The sequence below is a fragment of the Conexibacter sp. CPCC 206217 genome, from assembly GCF_030646165.1.
In the GTDB taxonomy this organism is placed as follows: Bacteria; Actinomycetota; Thermoleophilia; order Solirubrobacterales; family Solirubrobacteraceae; genus Conexibacter.
Window position 1 is genome coordinate 224,213 of sequence record NZ_JAUTDO010000004.1, and the last position, 15,720, is coordinate 239,932.

Here is a 15,720-nt window from a genome sequence, read left to right on the forward strand (position 1 = left end):
ATCGCTGGATGGCGACGTCGGCGCCCTCCACCGCGTCCTTCGAGGCGCTCTACCACGGCGATCGACTGCAGCTGGTGAATCCCACGGGGGACGTGGGGATCGTCACGCTCTGGTCGCCGTGGCGGACCGTCGAGCGCAAGCTCGCGGCCGACGCCCCTGAGCTGCTGGACCCCGCGCGCAGCCGCGTCGCGGTGATCGCCAACCTCTATGGCGACGGCATGTACGCGATGTTCTGCAACCTGCTCTACAACCCGCAGGTGCGGCATCTGATCGCGATCGGGCAGGACCTCGGGCTCGACACGACGCGCGAGATCGCGGCGTTCCTCGCCGACGGGCTGGAGGACGCCGAGCTGCTCGGCCGCCCCGTCAAGCGGATCCGCGGCATGCACCGGGTCTTTCCGGCGGCGGCCGAGTTCGACGACGCGCGGCTGCGCGCCGGGCTGAGCTTCCATCCACTCGGCAAGCTGTCCGATCCGCTGCTCGGCGAGCAGCTGACGAAGCTGATGCGGGAGCTGCCGCGCGCGAGCGGCGGACCGCTCGACGGCGCCGAGCGCATCCGCGTGCCGATCCCGACCGACGTCGCCGACGCCGACATGACGCTCCCGTCCGAGGTCGGCGCGCACCAGGTCGTGCGGCCGCGGCCGCTGGACTGCTGGGACGAACTGGTCGTGCGGGCGGTGCGCTTCGGGCGGCGCGTCGAACTGCGCGACGGGCCGCGGCTGGAACTGCTGAACGCGAAAGCGGTGATCACCGACCCGGCCGAGGACCCGCGCGCCGCCCTTGCCGAGCGCGGCTTCGAGCTCGACCGCTTCCACGCCTACCAGCGCCGCATCCTGCAGCCCGAGCTGCCGGAGGGCATCTCGTACACGTACGGCAACCGGCTGCGCGGGCACTTCGAACTGGGCGGGACGACCGGCGCCGCCGTGCGCGGGAGCGCCGCCGGCGGCGCGCCAGCGTCCACCGACACCCTCCAGGCCGCGATCGACAAGCTGCGCGCCGACCCGCGCACGCGCGGCGCGTACGTCTCGCTGTGGGACACGGCGGAGGATCTGCCGCCGGCCGCCGACGAGGCCAGACGCTCGAAGCCCTGCCTGACGACGCTCTTCTTCCGCACCGCCGCCGACCGCCTCACGCTGACGGCCACCTACCGCGCGCACAACCTGCTGACCGCGTGGCTGGAGAACGTCTACGGGCTGATCGCGATCCAGCGTCACGTCGCGAACGGCACGGGGATCGAGCCGGGCGCGATCACCGTCATCAGCCACTCGCTCGGGATCGATCCGCGCAACCAGCGCTACGAGCTGGCGCGCACGCTCGCGCAGCGCTGGACGCGCGACGACGACGTCGACCACGCGACCGGCAAGACGTCGCTGCGCGAGGACCCCAACGGCTACTTCGTCGTCTCGCCCGATCCCGAGCGCAGGCTGATCGTTGCCGAGCATCGCTTCGGCGGCGTGCTGCTGAAGCGCTACGAGGCCGCGCGCGCGGTCGAGATCGAGCACCAGGTCGCCGCCGACATGGCCGTCACGCTCGTCTCCCACGCGCTCTGGCTCGGCCACGAGCTGGCGCGCGCGGAGCAGCGGCTGAGAGGTTCGTCGGCATGAGCGCCGCAGATGCCGCCGGCGGACAGCGTGACGGCGACGGCGCCCGGCCGGTCGCGCGCCTCGCGATCCTCGACATCGGCGCGACGCTCGTGACCGGTCCGGCGCGCGGCCCTGCCGCACGGATCGCCGAGGCGCTCGGCCTCGACCGCGCGCAGAAGACGGCGCTCGCAAGCGCCCTGATGACGTCGCCGTTCGCGGCACCGGAGGAGGTCGCGACGTTCGCGCGCGGGCTGGGTTGCTCCGCTCCGGAGGTCGGCGACTCCGTCGCCACCATCTGGAACGCCCAGCGCGCCGAGGCCGAGCCGCTGCCGGGAGCACTCGACGCGCTGCAACGACTGCGCGACGACGGGATCGCGCTCGCGCTGATCTCGAACATCTGGGAGCCGTACCTGCGCTCGGTGCGGGTCCACTACGGCGCGTTCTTCGATGCGCACATCCCGCACGATCTGCAGTTGTTCTCGTTCCGCGAGGGCAGCGCGAAGCCGGCGACGCAGCTGTTCGAAAGGGCGTTGGCGCGCGCCGGCGTCGGGCCTGCGGACGCTGTCATGATCGGCGACTCGTACGGCGAGGACATCGCGCCGGCGATCGCGCTCGGGCTGCAGACGACGTGGGTCCTGCACCGGCCGCAGCGCGAGGCTTCGAACCTGATCCGGATCCTCAACGGCGAGGCACCGCCGCCGTCGCGCACGATCGGCGCGATCGCGGACCTCGCCGTCGCCGCACGCCGCGACGAAGCGGACGCGGCGCCCCGCCCGCCAGCCCCAGACCACCAAGGAGTCCCCGTTGCACGTGCTGTCAGTTGAGCCCTTCGGCCGCGACGAGCTGCTCGCCGCGCTGCGCCGCACCCGCCTGCGCGGCTTCGACGGCGCGCAGCCGTACGCCGATGCGACGTTGGAGCTCGTCCCCGACGCCGATCCGGAGCAGCTCGTGCCGGCGCAGCGCTATGTGCTCACGAGCGGCGTGGCGCAGATCCTCGAGCTGCGCGCGGCGCTGCTGCCGCACGGTCTCGACCCGCTGTCGCTCGACGGCGGCGCCTGGGTCGTCTTCGCCGACGCACCCGAGGAGCGCGTCCCGGTGATCCCGCCGATCGTCGAGCAGTCGCTCGAGGACGACGGCCGCACCGTGCTGCTCGTCAACGACGGCATGCACCGTGTCTACGCCGCCCGCGAGCTGGGACTGCCGATCGCGGCGGTCGTCGTGCGCGGCGTCCCGGCCGAGTACCCCTATTACGCGCGCGCGCTGCCTGACGGCTGGGCCGGCGTGCAGGCGTTCGCGCAGCTGCCGGACGGCTTCGAGAAGAAGTCCTACCGCGTCCCCGACAACTACAAGGCGCTCTTTCGCCAGTTCAACGAGGTCTTCCCAGGCGTCCAGCAGGAGCGCAGGAAGACCAACCCGGATCACCTGCGCGCGTAGGGCTATTGCGGGACGCGCGGGCTGACGCGGAAGCGCACCGTCGCGGCCGGCTCCGGATCGAGCACGACGAAGTGCGTGTGCAGGTGCGCGACGCTGCCGCCGTTGAGGCGCATGTCGCCGCTGCGCTCGACCGTCGCGGTCGCCAGCGGGGCGAGTCTCGCCTTCAGCATCCGCTTCAGCGCCCACAGCTCCGCGCCCGCCGCGTCCGGCAGCTCGTCGAACGACGCGACGTGCGGGACCGCGACGATCAGGTAGTGCGCGAGCGTGCCGGCGTACGGGAACGCGTTCTGCGTCACCCACCAGTGCTCGCCGACGTGCTCGACCGGCTGCGGATGCTCGTGGCGGTGCTCGGCGCAGAAGATGCAGATGCCGGCCGCTTCGAGCTGCGCCATCCGCTCCCGCTGCGCGCCGCCGCGTGCAGCGGGCAGATGGTAGAGCGGGTCAGGTCGAACGCTCATACGTGCGGAACGTGAAGACGTGGCCGTTCTCGTCCTGCGGCGCGCTGCGCTCGACGCATTCCCACGCGCCGTCGTCCTCCAGCGGCGCGAAGAAGGCGTCGCCGCGCGGGGCGGCGTCGACGCAGGTCGCGAGCACGCGCTCGGCCAGCGGCAGCGCCTGCGCGTAGATCTCCGCCCCGCCGATCACGAAGCAGTCGCGCTCGCACGCTGCGAGCGCCTCGTCGAGCGAGGCGAACACCTCGGCGCCCTCCGGCGCATACGCCGCAGCGCGGCTCAGCACGATGTTGCGCCGCCCCGGCAGCGGGCGGAATCGCGGTGGCAGCGACTCCCACGTCTTGCGTCCCATCACGACCGTGCCGCCGTGCGTCAGCGCTCTGAAGCGCGCGAGGTCGCTCGGCAGCCGCCACGGCAGCTCGCCGTCGCGGCCGATCACGCCGTTCTCGCCGTACGCGACGACGAGCGCGATCACGTCAGCACCGGGATCCCGGCGATCGCGGGGTGCGGGTCGTAGTCGCTCAGCTCGAAGTGCTCGGCGCGGAAGTCGTGGATGTCGTCGATCCGTCTGCCGGCCGCGGTCAGCTGCAGCGTCGGCAGCGGGCGCGGGGCGCGCGCGATCATCTCGTCGACCGCGTCGAGCTGGTTGGCGTAGATGTGCGCGTACTGGATCCAGTGCACGTACTCGACCAGCTCGTAGCCGGTCAGCTGCTCGATCATCAGCCCGAGCGCGTTGTACTGCGCGAGGTTCGACGGCACCCCGATCGGCGTGTCGCCGGAGCGCTGGTTGTGGATCAGGTGCAGCTTGTCGCCGAACACGAGCGCGTGGATCCAGCCGTGGCACGGCGCGATCGTGTTGCGCGACTTGACGCCCGCCTCGCGGTGGTTGGCCTGCGGGATCCACGGGCTCATCAGTGCGGTGCGGTCGTTCGGCAGGTCCCTCAGCTTCTGGATCAGGTGCGGCAGCTGGTCGAAGCCGGGGTCGTCGCCGTCGAGGTCGGTCGTGAAGTTGCGGAAGGCGTGGCCGTAGGAGCCGGGGCCGAGGTCGCCGGCTTCGAGACCGCGCGAGCCGGACTTCTCCGGCGTCGCCCACGCGTCCCACCAGTCGCAGCCGAACTCCGCCAGCTGCTCCAGCGTGCGGGCACCGTTGATGAACGCGCACAGCTCGCCGATCGCCTTGTTGACGAACCCTCCGATCGAGCGCTCGGTGATCACCGCCGCGCCGTGCGCCATCGGAAAGCGCAGCGCGTAGCCGGCGACCGCGTAGGCGTCCTCGCCCTGCTTCGTCTCGACACGCACGCCCGTCTCGCGGATCGTGCGCAGCATGTCCTGGTACTGCGTGCCGGGGCGGCGCTCGGCGAAGGGAAGGTAGTTCGGCATTCCTGGCGTGGATCGGGTGGGGCCGGGGAGTCTGGCAACGGCGGCGGATGCCGCGGCAGCCGCTATCTTCCTTGCTCGCCCGCCCGGAGATTGCGCTCGATGGTATCCAGCAGCAACGGCATCCTCAGTCCAAACGTCAACTACGAACAGCGGCTGATCGGCTCGCTGGCGGAGATGACGCGCACCGTCGAGCACCTCAAGGGGCTCGGCTTCAGAATCGTGCTGACGTCCGGCTCGTTCGACCTGATCCACCTCGGCCACGTGAAGTACCTGGCGAAGGCGAAGGAGCAGGGCGACGTGCTCGCGGTCGGCGTCGACAGCGACGCGAAGATCCGCCGCCGCAAGGGCGAGGACCGGCCGATGGTGCCGCAGGACGAGCGGTTGGAGATGCTCGCCCACCAGCGCCCGGTCGACCTGATCTACCTGAAGGACGACGACGAGGCGCGCTGGGCGCTGATCAAGGCGGTCGAGCCGGACGTGCTGGTGCTGACCGCGGACCACTCCTACAGCCCCGAGGAGCAGAGAGGGCTGCTGGAGTTCTGCGGTCGCGTCGAGGTGCTGGAGCGCCAGTCGTCGGTCACGACCTCTGAGCGGATCCGGCAGATGTACATGCACCTGGGGGAGCGGCTCGGGCCGAAGCTCGCCGAGGTCCTGCCGGGCTTGATCGACAGCATCCTGCGCCGGGCATGAGCGGCGGCGACGCGGTCGTCGTCGCGTACGTCCCGGTCCTGCACGACGGCTACCGACGCTTCTTCGAGGCGCACGCGCGCGGCCACCGGCTGCTGCTGATCGGGCCGGAGCTGCACCGCGACCAGCGACCGCTGGCGAAGGACGTGCGCGCGCTCGACGCCGAGCACGCGCGCGATGCGATCGCCGCGTGGGGGATCTGCGCTGCGGTCGACGTGCTCGACGAGGCGGGCGCCCGCGCGCTGGCCGCGCAGACGCCCGCGCCGTCGCTGGTGCTGCCGGACGAGGACGTCAGCCACCGGCTCGTCGAGCGCTTCTTCGAGCGCCTGCCGGTGCGCTACGACACGGTCTTCCTGCGCTGGGACAAGACGAAGACGGTGCAGCTGCTGCGGCCGCGGCCGGCGCGCGTCGTGGACGAGCGGGAGGCCGCGACGGACCTGGTCGGCGCGAGCGCGAGCGGCGCGAGCACGAGCGCAGGCGGCGCAGAGGCCCGCGCGCTGGCCGCGGCCGCCACGCAGGCCGCCGCGCACAGCGTCGACTGGTGGCGCCAGGTCGGCGCCGCGATCCGCTTCGCCGGCGGCGAGCTGGTCGCCACGCACAACGAGCACCACCCGCACCCGCTCAGCCCCTACGCCGTCGGCGACCCGCGCAGCAACTTCTACAAGGGCGTCCACCTCGAGCTGTCGACCGCCGAGCACGCCGAGGCGCGCCTGATCGCCGACGCCGCACGGCGCGGGATCGCGACGGACGGCGCGGTCATGTACGTGACCGACTTCCCCTGCCCGCCGTGCGCGAAGCTGATCGCCGGCGCGGGCGTCGCGCGGCTCTACTACCGCGACGGCTACGCCGTGCTCGACGGCGAGCACGTGCTGGCGCGAGCGGGCGTCGAAGTCGTGCGGGTCGCCGAAGCGATGCCGGCCGACACGCCGCGAAGCTGAGCATCGCCGGCATCGGCACGGCTGTCCGCGCGGTGACGGGCGGACGCGGGCAGCTGCGCTGAGACTGGCGCGCCTCCGCTCAAGTCCCGTGCAGATCCGGCCGATGTGACCGAATGCCCGCGCGCCACGCGCGCGCGAGCCCGTGCCCGCGTCCGTCCACCTGCACCGAAGGATCCGCCGATGCCAGCGAGCCGCACCCGTCCGTACCGAACCCGTAGGCGCGTCGCCGCCGCGCTCGCCAGCGCGGCCGCAGCCGTGCTGCTGGCCGCGCCAGCCGGAGCGCAGGCAGAGAGCTGGATCGACGGTCCGTCGTTCGCGACGAGCCCCTTGACGGCGGGGGGCACCCTCGCGCAGGCGCCCGACGGCTCCTCGACCGCCGCATGGGTGGGGCTCGACATCACCGGTCCCGGAGGGGCGCAGCTGAGCGTCCAGCACGCGTCGCCGAGCGGCGACACCGGTCCGGTCCAGGCATTCGGCGCTGCCAGCGAAGCGATCCCGCCCGCGGTCGCCACCGGCCCCTCCGGGGCGACAGCGGTGGCGTGGGTCGGGGAGACGGAGTCGGGTGACCGCAACGAGCTGAAGGTCGCCCTCTTCGCGCCCGACGGCACGACGACCGCGAGCGCGACCGTCGCTTCCGTCGACAGCAGACAGACCTTCGACCCGACGGTCGGGCTCGACGTCGACGCCGACGGCGACGCGACCGTCGCCTGGCACGCGTACAACGCCGCCAGAGGCGATGCCGTCCAGGCCGCCCGCGTCAGCGCGACCGGCTCCGTCGGCACGACGCAGGTGCTCTCAGCGACCGCATCCAGCATCGTGCCGAGAGTGGCGGTCGCGCCCTCCGGCGTCGCATGGGTCGGATGGGCGGACGCGAACACGGCGTGGGCCGCGCGCCTCGGCGCCGACGGCCAGGTCGACGCCGGAGCCGTTGCGCAACCGGTCTCGGACGCGGGCGCCATCCCGTTGTTCAGCTCCGCGCCCACCGTCGGGCTCGCCGCAAGCGCCGCCGGGGGCGTGCTCGAATGGACGTCGGGAAGCGATCCGAGCGCGGTGACGACGGAGGCCGTGCGCCTGCCGCTGTCCGGCGACCTCGTCGGGCAGGCGCTCGACCCGCTGCCGCAGCCCGTGCCGTTCGACACCGCGGCGGCGCTCGCGATCGGGCCCGATGGGACGATCACGCTCGCCCGCTCGCTCGGCGACATCGGCGACCTCAGCGGACCGACGCCCGATCCGGCCGACCTGCAGTTGGAGATCTCGCTGACGCGCATCGCCCCAGGCGCCGCCTCCGGCTCGTCGCAGACGATCTCGGCGCCGCCCGCCGGGGTCCTGCCGCTGTTCCCGAGCATCGCGTCCACGGCTGACGGCACCCTGCTGGTGAGCTGGCTGGAGTCGAGAGGGCTGGCGCCGTTGGGCGCGATCGTCGCGCGTCGCATCACGCCCGACGGCACCCTGGGACCGCTCACGACGGCGGTCCGCTCTGCGCTGCTCGCGTTGTCCGGCGGCCCGGGCGCTACGTCGCTGTACGCGTCGACCGTCGACAGCAGCGGCGGCGCGCTCATCGGTACGTTCGGCCTGGGCCTGCTCGGTGGCCAGACGTCGGTCGTCGCGCTCGACGCCGCGGCACCGGTCGTCAACGCCACGATCCCGGCCTCCGGAGTCGTCGACGCCCCGCTCGCGTTCAGCGCGAGCGCGACCGACCGCACCGGCGTCAGCCTCTGGTGGGAGTTCGGTGACGACAGCGACGCCGGCTCGTCGAGAGCGGCGCCCCGCCACACGTACCACGCCCCCGGGACCTACACCGTCAGGCTGACGGCGACCGACCGCGCCGGCAACGAGACGGTCGTCACGCGGCAGGTGCAGATCGCGACGCCGGCCGGGCCGCCCAACCCGCTGCCGCCGGTGCCGGCGCCCAACAGACCCGCGTCCGCCGACCTGAAGATCTCGCAGGCGAGCCGCAACGGCGCCCGCGTGACGGTCAGCGGAACGATCTCCAACCGCGCGAGCGGCAAGGTCACGATCGCCTACGCGCAGAGAATCGGTCGCAGAACGGTCACGACCAAGACGACCGCGAGAATCGCCAGAGGCCGCTGGAGCGCGACGCTGCGACTGAGCGGCTCGCTGGCGAGAGCGCGCGGCGGCAGAGCGACCGTGACGGTCTCCTACGCCGGCGACGCGGGGGCGCAGAAGGCGAGCGCGAAGCGCGCCGTCACCAGAGCGAGAACCGGAAGCAGAGCGGGCGGCAGAGGCAGAGGCAGAAGCAGAAGAGCCGCGCCGCACAAGGACAAGCGGCACGGCTGAGCCGACGCCTCGCGGACGCCGACGCTCGCGCGGGCTGCGGCCACGGCCGCAGCCCCGCGTCAGTGCTCGTGGTCGTGCGCGTCGCGCTCGTGCGCGGCCAGATGCGCGAGGCGAGCGCGCTCGGCGGCCAGCTCCTGCGGCGTCACCAGCCGCTGCTCCAGCAGCAGCTGCTCAAGCGCGGCGAGCCAGCGAGCGTAGGAGTCCCACTCGTCGCGCTCGCCGTCCCACGCGCCGATCTGCGCGACGAGGCGGTCGCGGAACTCGTTCCAGTCGCAGACGCCCGTCTCCGTCAGCGCGACCGCGACGCTGAACGCGCGCGACTCCCACGGCGCGTCGAAGACCAGCTCGCCGTTGCGCCGCGGCAGCGACGGCTCGTCGCGGATCGCGCTGGAGACGCTCATGCCGCGGACACGGCCCCGCGGCAACGATGCCGTCGATTTGATCAGAAGTCAAATCGACGGCGGGCCGTCTACTCCGCGAACACCGGCGGCACCGGATCGGGGACGTCGACCCGCTCCCCGCCGAGCCGACCGCTGATCCGCCTCAGGTCGATCTGAACCAGCGCCGACGCGCCCACAAGGCCGCGGCCGAATCGCAGCGGCTACCGCGTCCGCAGCCCCCAGCCGAACGGGTACAGCGGGTCGTAGTCCGCATCGCCGACGTTGATCGGCTCCTGGTCGAGCGTCTTGGGCCACGTCATCGGCAGACGGCCGCTGAACGGCCGGCGCCCGAACAGCGTGTCGGCGACGCCCGCGCCCTCGCTGCCGGGCAGCCAGGCGGCGACGAGGCCGTCGATCTCGTCCAGCTGCGCGGGGTCGAGGATCAGCGGGCGACCGGAGACGACGACCACGACGCAGCGCTTCGCTGCGGCGCAGACGCGGTCGACGGCGGTTCTGTCCGCGGCCGACAGCTGCATGTCCTTGACGGGCCGCGGCACGCCTCTGTCGCCGGGGTCGAAGGCCCACTGCGGGCCGCCGACGTCGCCGAAGCCCTCCGCGTACGGCGTCTCGCCGACGACGACCACGCCGGTCGCGTCCGACGGGACCGGCGTTGAGGCATCCTCGCTGAACGTCACGTCAGCGCCGTGGACGGCCTCTCTGATCCCGCCGAGGATCGTCGTGCCGGGGATCACGTTCGTCGAGCCGCCCTGCCACGTCAGCGTCCAGCCGCCGGCCTGGTTGCCGATGTTGTCGGCGTTGGAGCCGGCGACGTAGACGTCGCGGCGGGCGCTCAGCGGCAGCGTGCCGCGGCGGTTCTTCAACAGCACCTGCGACTCCGCGACCGCGCGGCGGGCGAGCGCGCGGTGCGCCGGCGAGCCGATCTCGTCGATCTGGGTGCGGTCGACGAACGGGTGCTCGAACAGGCCGAGCTCGAACTTCTTCGTCAGGATCCGGCGGACCGCGTCGTCGATCCGGTCGGTCGAGACGTTCCCGGCGTCGACCTCGTCGATCAGCGTCGTGACGAAGCTCTGGTAGGCGTTCGGCTCCATGAACATGTCGATGCCGGCGTTGACGCCGGTGCGGACCTGCTCGGGCCACTCGCCGGGCAGCTGATGGATCCCCTCCCAGTCGCTGACGACGAAGCCGTCGAAGCCGAGCCGCTGCTTCAGCAGGCCGTCGATCAGCTCCTGGTTGCCGTGCATCTTGATCGGGTTGCCGACGCCGTCCTCGGTCCAGTCGACGCTCGAGAACGACGGCATCACGCTGCCGACGTCGTGCCGCTTGACGGCCGGCACGTACTGGCGCAGCGAGGTGTTCCAGAAGTCCTGCCGGTTCGTGATCGAGATGCCCTGGTCGATTCTGTAGTCGCCGCTCGCGCTGCCGTAGACGGTGTCGCCGTCGCCGGCGTAGTGCTTCGCGGTCGCCAGCACCCGGTCGCGATCGGCGAGCTGGCCGCGGCGGCCCTGGTAGCCGTCGATCGCGGTCTCGTACTGCTCGACCAGCCGCGGATCCTCGCTGAAGCTCTCGTAGGTGCGACCCCAGCGGTCGTCGCGCGCGGCGCAGATGCACGGCGAGAAGGTCCACTGCGGCCCGCTCGCGCGCGTCTCCTCGGCCGTCACGTGCGCGATCTCCTGCACGAGGCCGGGGTCGCGCGTGGCGCCGAGCCCGATGTTGTGCGGGAAGACCGTCGCGCCGAGCATGTTCGCGTCGCCGTGGACCGCGTCGATCCCGTAGATCAGCGGGATTCTCAAGCGCGTCGCGAGCGCGGCGCGCTGGAACCTGTCGACCATGTCGGCCCATGCCTGCGGCGTGTTCGGCTCCGGCACGGACCCGCCGCCGGAGAGGATGCTGCCGAGGTACCAGGTGGTGATCGGCGTCGCGTCGGGATCGACCTGCAGCCGCTCGGTCTGCGTCATCTGACCGACCTTCTCCGGCAGCGTCATGCGCGACAGCAGATCCTCGACGCGCACGCGCACCGGCAGCCGCGCGTTCTCGTACGGGAGCCCGGCGGACGGGCCGCCGCCCGGCGGTTTGGGGTGGTGGCGGGGTGCGTGTTGGCGGCCGGGGCCGTCGTGGCGATCGGGCGCGTCGCGGTGGCCCGCGGGCGCACCTCCGGCGCCTGTGGCGAATGCGGTCGCGACGAGGCCGGTGGCGAGCGTGGCTGCGGCGGCTGTCGCGAGCCGCCGCCGGCTCGTTCCGTTGACGGACATGCTCTGCTCCCCTCAAGACGGTTGACCCTTGATCGGGGCCCGGGCGCCCGCTACCCGCCGCCCGCGACGCGCTAACCGGTCGTTGCGCCGGATGTCAGACGGATACCGCGGCGCGTTGGTTGCGCGCGAGGTGGCGACGCGCGTGCACGAGCGCTTCGTCGATCGTCGGCAGCACGTGGTTCTCGTGCGCGAGCGCGTCGACGGTGCCGACCCGTTCGAGCAGCAGCAGGTGCTGCGGGCGCACCGACGCGAGCAGGACGGTGATCCCGCGGTGCTCGAGGTGGGCGATCAGGTCGGCGAGCGCCTGCGCCCCTGTGCTGTCGAGCACGCGCAGGCGGCCGAGGCGCAGGATCACGACCTCGACGTCGCTGACCTCGGTCAGCTCCAGCAGGAATCGCTGCGCGGCGCCGAAGAAGAGCGCGCCGTCGAGCCGGTAGGCGACGATGTGCTGCTCCAGCAGGCGGTGCTCCATCTCCGCGTCGACCGTCGTCCCGGTCGACGCGATCGGGTCGCGGTCGAAGGTGGTGCTCACGGCCATCGCTCGCAAGGCCAACAGCGCAGCCAGCGCAACGCCGATCCCGACCGCGATCACGAGGTCGAACGCGACGGTGGCGCCGGCGGTCGCGATCAGCAGCGCCGCGTCACTGCGTGTCGAGCGGACGATCCGCGTGACCGTCCCGAACTCGACCATCCGCACCGCGGTGACCATCAGCACGCCCGCGAGCGCGGCGAGCGGGACCCGCTCCAGCAACGGCGTGAGCACCGCGACGATGGCCAGCAGCACGAACCCGTGCACGATCGTCGCCGCGCGCGTGCGACCGCCGGCGCGCACGTTGACGGCGGTGCGCGCGATCGCCCCGGTCGCCGGCATCCCGCCGAAGAACGAGACGGCGACGTTCGCGACGCCCTGGCCGATCAGCTCGCGGTCGGGATCGTGCGGCTCGCCGTCCGCCATCCCGTCGGCGACCTTCGCCGACAGCAGGCTCTCGATCGCCGCCAACGCCGCCACCGCGACGACCGCGGACAGCAGTCCCGGCACGTCGCTGAGCGCGACGTCCGGCAGCGCGGGGAGCGGCAGGCCCGACGGGATCGCGCCGATCGGGACGACGTCGAGCGCGGTCAGCTGCGTCAGCACTGTCGCCGCCGCGACCGCGACCAGCGAGGCCGGCAGGCCACGGTGCAGGCGCGGCAGGCCGACCATGATCGCCACGACGAGCGCGACGACGGCGAGCGCGGCCCAGCCGCCGCCGGCCCAGTCGGCGACCGCCCGCACGGCGACCGCGGCCGTGTTCTCGCCGTCGGGCTTGGCGACGCCGAGCGCAGCCGGCACCTGCTGCAGAAAGATCAGCAGCGCGATCCCGACCGTGAAGCCCTCCACGACCGGCCACGGGAGGATCCCCGCGTAGCGTCCGAGGCGGGCGGCGCCGGCGACGATCAGCAGCAGCCCCGCCAGCAGCGCGACGACGAGCACGCCGCCCGGCCCGACGGAGGCGACGACCGGGACCAGCACGACCGTCATCGCTCCGGTCGGGCCGCTCACCTGCACGTTGGAGCCGCCGAAGACGCCGGCCGCGATCCCGGCGACGATGGCCGTCACGATGCCGGCCTCCGCGCCGAGGCCGGAGGCGACGCCGAAGCCGAGCGCCAGCGGCAGCGCGACGATCGCGACCGTGATCCCGGCGATCAGATCGGCACGCCAGCCGCCGCGCAGGCCGCGGTAGTCGCGACGCGACGGCAGCAGCGCGGCGAGCGCCGCGCGTCGGCGCGCGCGGCTCTCGCGGTCGCCGGCGCGCACGCGCCCATGCGTCTCGTCGTCGCGCCGTCGTCTCATGACAGGCGCAGCTGGTCGCGCGTGGCGGTGACGCTGTCGAGCAGCATCTGCCGCGCGATCGCCAGCAGCTCGGCGACCCGTTGGTCGGCCAGCTCGTAGACGACGTTCGGCCCCTCGCGGCGCGTCGCCACGAAGCCCGCCCGGCGCAGGACCGCGAGCTGCTGGGAGAGGTACGGCTGCTCGACGTCGACCTGCGCGAGCAGCTCCGAGACCGAAGCCTCGCTCTCGCTCAGCAGCTCCAGCACACGGATGCGCAGGGGGTGGCCCAGGGCCTTGAAGAACTCCGCCTTGAGGCGTGGGATATCCGGCATGGCGAAATAAGGATATTACAATATCTGCATATTGCATAGGCGGGCGGGCGCGGTCGGGCCGCCTGGTGAGCGACGTGCCAGGGCACGCGTGCCCTGGCACGTCGCCGGGTAGCGCAGGTGACGAACCGACCGTCATCAGCAGCGAGGTGATCCGATGCCGCCCAGAGGCGTCAGAAGAGGGAGCAAGCGCGCGCGTCAATACGAGCACGTGAAGCAGGCCGAGAAGGACCAGGGCCGCAGCGAGAGACGCGCCGAGGAGATCGCCGCGCGCACGGTCAACAAGGAGCGCGCACGCAGCGGCGAGTCGAGAACGGCGTCGCGCACGTCGACGAGAGACATCTCGTCCGGTCGCCGCGGCGGCCTGCGCTCAGGCACGAGACGGGCCCGCGGTCGCACGCGCGACCAGCTCTACGAAGAGGCCAAGAAGCTCGGCGTCGACGGGCGCTCGAAGATGGACAAGCAGCAGCTGCAGCGGGCGGTCGACGCGAAGAAGTGAGGAGCGGCGGGCGGGCGGCGCGCGTGCGCCCGCGCGGCCCTCGTCCTCACCCCCTGCCGAGCCGCGTCAACGAGCCGGCGATCGCCAGCATCTGGTCGTTGGAGAGCTGCTTCTCCAGCGTGTTCGAGATCCAGTAGACCGCTCTCGGCTGTCTCCACGCGACCAGCCGCAACTGCTTGCCGTCGTAGTAGAGGTCGAGCTTCTTGCCGTTGATCGTGCGGTGGTCCGCCGACGGGCGGGTGAGGATCGGCGGGTCGGTCCAGGTCATCCCCTGCACGCCCATGTAGTTGCCGGCGCGGTTGCTGCGGCCGACGTCGACGACGAACCGGTAGGCCTGCTTCATCCTGCCGTCCTGCGCCTTCGTGCGGTACTTCAGCGGGTAGCCGCCCTCGGCGCCGGCGTTCGGCGTCATGTAGCCGGTCGGGTTGGGCAGGTAGCGCGGGTAGTAGACGGGGAATCTCATCGGCCCGAGCTGGAGCGCGTACTCCTTGCCGGTCTGCGTCATGTCGACGAGGCCGAGGCTCTCCGGAGTCGGTCCAGCGGGAACGGCGGGCGCGCCGGCGCGGCGTCTGCGGCCTCTCCCGCGCCCTCTCGCGCCGCCGCGCCGCGCGGCGGCTGCTCTGCGCGGCGCCGCCGGCGCGGGGTCCGGGTGCAGGAACGCCCTTCTGACGCGTCTCAGCTCGTCGTCGGTCGCCACGACGTACTGCGCGCCGTCGGATCCGACCTCGTCGTACGGTCTCATCGCGATCTGCTGGATCGGCTTGCTGGCGGAGAAGGCGACCAGCTGCGCGAGCTTCAGCAGCGCGTCGACCGAATGCAGGTCGGCGTCGGTCTGCATCCGTCTGCCGATCACTCTCGTGATCTCGTGCGGGTTCTGGATGAACTCGGCGGCGTCATACTGGGAGCGGACCTGGCGCAGGAAGTCCTGCTGGCGAGCGCCGCGCACGAAGTCGCTGTCGAAGTGGCGGAAGCGGACGTAGTCGAGCGCTCTCTGCCCGCACATCAGCTGGTAGCCGGGCATCAGGTTGATCTCCGCCCACTGCTCGGTGCCGGGCGTGTTGACGTGGTAGTAGCGCCGGTCGACGTCGACGTAGACGCAGCCGATCTGGTCGATCACCTCGCGGAAGCCGGTGAAGTTGACGTTCGCGATGTGGTTGATGCGGATCCCGAGCAGGCCGCTGATGACGCTCGCCGTCAGCGCCTCGCCGCCGATCGTGTACGTCTCGTTGATCTTCGCGGGACCGTGCACGCGCCCGCCCCTGTCGGTGTAGGTGACCTTCAGGTCGCGCGGTATCGAGAGCACCGTCGTCGCGGCCGCGTCGGGGTCGATCCGCATCAGCATCATCGTGTCCGAGCGCGAGTCGTCTCTGCCGGCGCCGTAGCGGTGGTCGGAGCCGATCAGCAGCAGCGTCTGCGGATCGCCGGCGTCGGCGCGCGTGATCACGTCCTCGGCGTCTCTGATCGTGCCGCCGGCCTTCAGGTCGTCGACGAACTTCTGCACGTTCAGCAGCCCGGCGGTCGCGGTCGCGGCGGCCGTCAGCACGATCACGATCACAGCCGCGCAGAGGAAGCGAGCCCAGGTCCCCCCTCGTGCACGACCCGGAAATCCGTCTGGCGCGTCGCCGGTCATCCGTCGTTCAGCCTACCGAGCAGGTGCGGC

General features: G+C 72.3%; 15 protein-coding genes. 7 read left to right on the forward strand and 8 right to left on the reverse strand.

The window, feature by feature from the left end; translation table 11 throughout:
* Positions 1-8: 8 nt before the first annotated feature.
* From Q7L65_RS12270 to Q7L65_RS12280, 3 genes are read left to right on the forward strand one after another with little or no spacing between them, the layout of a single operon-like run.
* On the forward strand, positions 9-1,604 hold the full coding sequence (locus tag Q7L65_RS12270; protein WP_304721527.1) for a thymidylate synthase: 1,596 nt from the start codon (positions 9-11) through the stop codon (positions 1,602-1,604).
* Positions 1,601-2,407, forward strand: coding sequence for an HAD family hydrolase (locus tag Q7L65_RS12275; protein ID WP_304721528.1), 807 nt, complete (start codon positions 1,601-1,603; stop codon positions 2,405-2,407). Before Q7L65_RS12270 ends, Q7L65_RS12275 begins: the two co-directional genes overlap by 4 nt.
* A complete protein-coding gene (locus Q7L65_RS12280; RefSeq protein WP_304721529.1) occupies positions 2,394-3,017 on the forward strand; it encodes a hypothetical protein in 624 nt (207 codons plus the stop codon). The genes Q7L65_RS12275 and Q7L65_RS12280 overlap by 14 nt, the downstream gene beginning before the upstream one ends.
* Before the next feature lie 2 nt (positions 3,018-3,019).
* Here Q7L65_RS12280 and Q7L65_RS12285 read toward each other — a convergent pair whose 3' ends face one another.
* Genes Q7L65_RS12285 through thyA form a run of 3 tightly spaced genes read right to left on the reverse strand, consistent with a single transcriptional unit; the run spans position 3,020 to position 4,849 of the window.
* Positions 3,020-3,475 carry an HIT family protein gene (locus Q7L65_RS12285; RefSeq protein ID WP_304721530.1) on the reverse strand — a complete coding sequence of 152 codons (456 nt, stop codon included), beginning with the start codon at positions 3,473-3,475 and terminating at the stop codon, positions 3,020-3,022.
* Positions 3,459-3,944, reverse strand: a complete 486-nt coding sequence (locus Q7L65_RS12290; RefSeq protein ID WP_304721532.1) for a dihydrofolate reductase — start codon at positions 3,942-3,944, stop codon at positions 3,459-3,461. The genes Q7L65_RS12285 and Q7L65_RS12290 overlap by 17 nt, the downstream gene beginning before the upstream one ends.
* Positions 3,941-4,849, reverse strand: a complete 909-nt coding sequence (thyA, locus tag Q7L65_RS12295; protein ID WP_304721534.1) for a thymidylate synthase — start codon at positions 4,847-4,849, stop codon at positions 3,941-3,943. Before thyA ends, Q7L65_RS12290 begins: the two co-directional genes overlap by 4 nt.
* 99 nt (positions 4,850-4,948) lie before the next feature.
* Here thyA and Q7L65_RS12300 point away from each other — a divergent pair, with 99 nt between their 5' ends.
* The 3 genes from Q7L65_RS12300 to Q7L65_RS12310 all read left to right on the forward strand — a co-directional run bounded on the left by Q7L65_RS12300 (position 4,949) and on the right by Q7L65_RS12310 (position 8,772).
* Positions 4,949-5,539 carry an adenylyltransferase/cytidyltransferase family protein gene (locus Q7L65_RS12300; protein WP_304721535.1) on the forward strand — a complete coding sequence of 197 codons (591 nt, stop codon included), beginning with the start codon at positions 4,949-4,951 and terminating at the stop codon, positions 5,537-5,539.
* On the forward strand, positions 5,536-6,474 hold the full coding sequence (locus Q7L65_RS12305) for a deaminase (RefSeq protein ID WP_304721536.1): 939 nt from the start codon (positions 5,536-5,538) through the stop codon (positions 6,472-6,474). Before Q7L65_RS12300 ends, Q7L65_RS12305 begins: the two co-directional genes overlap by 4 nt.
* 180 nt (positions 6,475-6,654) lie before the next feature.
* Positions 6,655-8,772, forward strand: coding sequence for a PKD domain-containing protein (locus tag Q7L65_RS12310; protein ID WP_304721537.1), 2,118 nt, complete (start codon positions 6,655-6,657; stop codon positions 8,770-8,772).
* 59 nt (positions 8,773-8,831) lie between these two features.
* On the opposite strand, the gene Q7L65_RS12315 is transcribed toward Q7L65_RS12310, so the two are convergent.
* The 4 genes from Q7L65_RS12315 to Q7L65_RS12330 form a co-directional block, all read right to left on the reverse strand.
* Positions 8,832-9,173 (reverse strand): nitrile hydratase accessory protein, encoded by a 342-nt coding sequence (locus tag Q7L65_RS12315; protein WP_304721538.1) that lies wholly within the window; start codon positions 9,171-9,173, stop codon positions 8,832-8,834.
* 200 nt (positions 9,174-9,373) lie between these two features.
* Entirely contained in the window at positions 9,374-11,422 is a 2,049-nt protein-coding gene (locus Q7L65_RS12320) for a glycoside hydrolase family 3 protein (protein ID WP_304721540.1), read from the reverse strand.
* Between the two features lie 94 nt (positions 11,423-11,516).
* Positions 11,517-13,253 carry a SulP family inorganic anion transporter gene (locus Q7L65_RS12325; protein ID WP_304721542.1) on the reverse strand — a complete coding sequence of 579 codons (1,737 nt, stop codon included), beginning with the start codon at positions 13,251-13,253 and terminating at the stop codon, positions 11,517-11,519.
* Positions 13,250-13,564 carry a helix-turn-helix transcriptional regulator gene (locus Q7L65_RS12330; protein ID WP_304721546.1) on the reverse strand — a complete coding sequence of 105 codons (315 nt, stop codon included), beginning with the start codon at positions 13,562-13,564 and terminating at the stop codon, positions 13,250-13,252. The genes Q7L65_RS12325 and Q7L65_RS12330 overlap by 4 nt, the downstream gene beginning before the upstream one ends.
* A 154-nt stretch (positions 13,565-13,718) precedes the next feature.
* Between Q7L65_RS12330 and Q7L65_RS12335 the strand changes: the two genes are divergently transcribed.
* On the forward strand, positions 13,719-14,060 hold the full coding sequence (locus Q7L65_RS12335) for a hypothetical protein (protein WP_304721547.1): 342 nt from the start codon (positions 13,719-13,721) through the stop codon (positions 14,058-14,060).
* Between the two features lie 46 nt (positions 14,061-14,106).
* Here the strand turns inward: Q7L65_RS12335 and Q7L65_RS12340 are convergent, their stop codons facing one another.
* Positions 14,107-15,615 (reverse strand): LCP family protein, encoded by a 1,509-nt coding sequence (locus Q7L65_RS12340; protein WP_304721548.1) that lies wholly within the window; start codon positions 15,613-15,615, stop codon positions 14,107-14,109.
* Positions 15,616-15,720: the final 105 nt, after the last annotated feature.

Bases quoted from the DNA above. Each gene is read 5' to 3' on its own strand.
- thyA (WP_304721534.1), bottom strand. From the start codon at position 4,849: ATGCCGAACTACCTTCCCTTCGCCGAGCGCCGCCCCGGCACGCAGTAC.
- Q7L65_RS12320 (WP_304721540.1), bottom strand. From the start codon at position 11,422: ATGTCCGTCAACGGAACGAGCCGGCGGCGGCTCGCGACAGCCGCCGCA.
- Q7L65_RS12285 (WP_304721530.1), bottom strand. From the start codon at position 3,475: ATGAGCGTTCGACCTGACCCGCTCTACCATCTGCCCGCTGCACGCGGC.
- Q7L65_RS12335 (WP_304721547.1), top strand. From the start codon at position 13,719: ATGCCGCCCAGAGGCGTCAGAAGAGGGAGCAAGCGCGCGCGTCAATAC.
- Q7L65_RS12330 (WP_304721546.1), bottom strand. From the start codon at position 13,564: ATGCCGGATATCCCACGCCTCAAGGCGGAGTTCTTCAAGGCCCTGGGC.
- Q7L65_RS12275 (WP_304721528.1), top strand. From the start codon at position 1,601: ATGAGCGCCGCAGATGCCGCCGGCGGACAGCGTGACGGCGACGGCGCC.
- Q7L65_RS12270 (WP_304721527.1), top strand. From the start codon at position 9: ATGGCGACGTCGGCGCCCTCCACCGCGTCCTTCGAGGCGCTCTACCAC.
- Q7L65_RS12310 (WP_304721537.1), top strand. From the start codon at position 6,655: ATGCCAGCGAGCCGCACCCGTCCGTACCGAACCCGTAGGCGCGTCGCC.
- Q7L65_RS12315 (WP_304721538.1), bottom strand. From the start codon at position 9,173: ATGAGCGTCTCCAGCGCGATCCGCGACGAGCCGTCGCTGCCGCGGCGC.
- Q7L65_RS12305 (WP_304721536.1), top strand. From the start codon at position 5,536: ATGAGCGGCGGCGACGCGGTCGTCGTCGCGTACGTCCCGGTCCTGCAC.
- Q7L65_RS12300 (WP_304721535.1), top strand. From the start codon at position 4,949: ATGGTATCCAGCAGCAACGGCATCCTCAGTCCAAACGTCAACTACGAA.
- Q7L65_RS12325 (WP_304721542.1), bottom strand. From the start codon at position 13,253: ATGAGACGACGGCGCGACGACGAGACGCATGGGCGCGTGCGCGCCGGC.